Origin of the sequence: Gilvibacter sediminis, assembly GCF_028561565.1 — a bacterium.
Lineage (GTDB): Bacteria > Bacteroidota > Bacteroidia > Flavobacteriales > Flavobacteriaceae > Gilvibacter > Gilvibacter sediminis.
Genome location: NZ_JAQQTE010000022.1, coordinates 1 through 3,705 on the forward strand (window position 1 = coordinate 1; position 3,705 = coordinate 3,705).

Consider the following 3,705-nt stretch of genomic DNA (forward strand, 5'->3'; position numbering starts at 1 on the left):
CAGGATACACTGGAGAGGATACTTTTGAGTACACGATCTGTGATAACGGAACACCAGCACTTTGTGACACTGCAGTGGTTACCATCACCATCAACGATGATAATGGAAACATCACTGTAGCAAACGATGATGCTTACAACACGACTCCAGATACTCCGGTAACTGGAAACGTATCAGACAATGACAACGACCCAGAGGGTGACAACCAAACGGTGAACACCACTCCGGTAAGCGGCCCAGCTAACGGTACCTTAGTATTGAATGCCGATGGTAGCTTTGAATACACGCCAAACCCAGGCTTTGAAGGAACGGATCAGTTTGTATACTCGGTATGCGACGACGGAACTCCAGTAGCCTGTGACGAGGCCACAGTATACATCACGGTTGGTGGTATTTTAAATACTACGGATGCTATTGATGATATCAACAACACCTTCCAAGACACGGCAGTTAGCGGAAACGTACTGACCAACGACGAGGACTTTGAAGGAGACAATCAAACAGTAACAGGAAACACAGATCCTGCAAACGGAACTGTGGTAGTTAACCCTGACGGAACGTATACCTACACTCCAAACCCAGGATATACGGGTGAGGATAGTTTTGAGTACACTATTTGTGACGATGGAACGCCACAGGCTTGTGATACTGCAACGGTATACATCGAGGTATTGCCAAACAGCGGTCCAGAGAATGAAGCTCCAGTGGCTAATGCGGATACGAACACGACTGAGGTAGACACTCCAGTATCAGGAACTGTACTTGCTAACGATTACGATCCAGACGGAGACCCAATCGTAGTAACTGGAAATACTGATCCTGCAAACGGAACGGTAGTGGTTAACCCTGACGGAACGTATACCTATACTCCAGATCCAGGATATACGGGAGAGGATACTTTTGAGTACACGATCTGTGATAACGGAACACCAGCACTTTGTGATACTGCAGTGGTTACCATCACCATCAACGATGACAATGGAAACATCACTGTAGCTAACGACGATGCTTACAACACGACTCCAGATACCCCAGTAACTGGAAACGTATCAGACAATGACAACGACCCAGAGGGTGACAACCAAACGGTGAACACTACTCCGGTAAGCGGCCCAGCTAACGGTACCCTAGTATTGAATGCCGATGGTAGCTTTGAATACACACCAAACCCAGGCTTTGAAGGAACGGATCAGTTTGTATACTCGGTATGCGACGACGGGACTCCAGTAGCTTGTGATGAGGCCACGGTATACATCACGGTAGGTGGAACAGGTAACGAGATCCTAGCGATTGACGATATCAACGACACCTTTGTGAATACTCCAGTATCTGGACAGGTATTGACCAATGATGAGAATCCTGACGGTCCTGCTGGAACAGAAACTGTAACGCTTGTAACTGGACCATCCAACGGTACTTTAGTATTGAATGCTGATGGAACCTATACGTATACTCCTGATACTGACTTTGTGGGTGAAGACACCTTTGAGTATCAAGTATGTGATGCAGGTAATCCAGTTGCTTGTGATACCGCAATTGTGACTATTGAAGTGATCGACGATCCAATCTTGGAAAACGATCCTCCAGTAGCAAACAACGACACGAATACTACAGAAGTTGACACTCCAGTATCTGGAACTGTGATCGCTAATGATTACGACATGGATGGAGATCCAATCGTAGTGACAGGCAACACAGATCCTGCAAACGGAACGGTAGTAGTTAACCCTGATGGTACTTATACTTATACTCCAAACCCAGGGTATACTGGTGAGGATACTTTCGAGTACACGATCTGTGACAACGGAACTCCAGCACTATGTGATACTGCAGTAGTAACGATCACAGTAACTGATGACAATGGTAATATTACTGTTGCCAATGACGATGCTTACTCAGGAGAAGTTGACACTCCAATCAACGGAAGTGTACTAGATAATGATAACGATCCAGAAGGTGATAACCAGACGGTGAGTACTACAGTAGTTAGCGGACCAGCTAACGGTACAGTAGTGATCAACCCTGACGGAACCTTTACTTATACACCTGCTGCTGGTTATGTAGGTCCAGATCAATTCGTATACTCGGTATGTGATGATGGAACTCCAATAGCTTGTGACGAGGCAACAGTATATCTGTTGGTGCGTCAAACACCTGCTCCAGCCATTGCATTGGTGAAGACTGGTGCTTTTGTAGACGGAAACGCAGATGGATGTTCTGATGAAGGTGAAGTTGTTGCTTATACCTTCACAGTGACCAACCAAGGAAATGTTCCTTTAGCGAGCGTTACCTTGACCGATGACTTGTTTGAGGCTCCGAATCCAGTGGTGCCAATCGTATTGGTATCTGGAGATGTGAATGGCGATAATATCCTTGATCTTGATGAGACTTGGGTGTTTGAAGCTGATTATGCATTGACCACTGCGGATGTAGACGCGGGATCAATCACTAACCAGGCCTTTGTGGCGGCTATCGATCCAGATGGTACAGAAGTGAACGATCTTTCAGATGATAACTCTGTTAATGAAGACGATCCAACGGTAACAGGATTGTGTCAGTCTAGCTCAATGAGCGTGATCAAGAACCAAACTTCTGCCGCTGGTGGAGAAGGTGATGTGATCACTTACGATATCGTGGTAACCAACACCGGTAACACGACACTTACAAACATTGAGATCACAGATGATAATGCAGTGATCACTGGTGGTAACCCAATTGCGGTACTACTTCCAGGGGAATCTGCTACAGTAACAGCTGAGCACGTAATTACTCAGGATGACATCGACCTAGGATATGTAGAGAACATTGCTACAGCTCTTGGAGATTCACCTGACGGACCAGACACAGTTGGAGACACTGCGGATACAGGAACGGATACTGACGGTAACCCAATCCCAGATCCAGAAACAGTAGAAACTGAGAACGGAGACGGAACGACCAATGGCGATCCAACGGATGACCCAACGGTAACGACCATTGAGCAGAACTCATCAATGAGCGTGATCAAAAACCAAACTTCTGCCGCTGGTGGAGAAGGAGATGTGATCACTTATGATATCGTGGTAACCAACACCGGTAACACGACCTTGACGAACATTGAGATCACAGACGATAATGCGGTGATCACTGGTGGTAACCCAATTGCGGTACTACTTCCAGGGGAGTCTGCTACAGTAACAGCTGAGCACGTGATCACTCAGGATGACATCGACCTAGGATACGTAGAGAACATCGCTACGGCTCTTGGAGATTCACCTGATGGACCAGACACCGTTGGAGACACTGCGGATACTGGAACGGATACTGACGGTAACCCAATCCCAGATCCAGAAACAGTAGAGACTGAGAATGGAGACGGAACGACCAACGGTGATCCAACGGATGACCCAACGGTAACGACCATTGAGCAGAACTCATCAATGAGTGTGATCAAAAACCAAACTTCTGCCGCTGGTGGAGAAGGAGATGTGATCACTTATGATATCGTGGTAACCAACACGGGTAACACGACCTTGACGAACATTGAGATCACAGACGATAATGCAGTGATCACTGGTGGTAACCCAATCGCGGTACTACTTCCAGGAGAGTCTGCTACAGTAACTGCTGAGCACGTGATCACTCAGGATGACATCGACCTAGGATACGTAGAGAACATCGCTACGGCTCTTGGAGATTCACCTGATGGACCAGACACCGTTGGAG

Annotated in this window: 1 protein-coding gene; it reads left to right on the forward strand. The window is 46.9% G+C overall.

Features of this window, described 5'->3' with window-relative positions; genetic code table 11:
* Positions 1-3,705: Ig-like domain-containing protein (locus POW22_RS12200; RefSeq protein WP_272833421.1), on the forward strand; the 3,705-nt coding region annotated here is incomplete at both ends.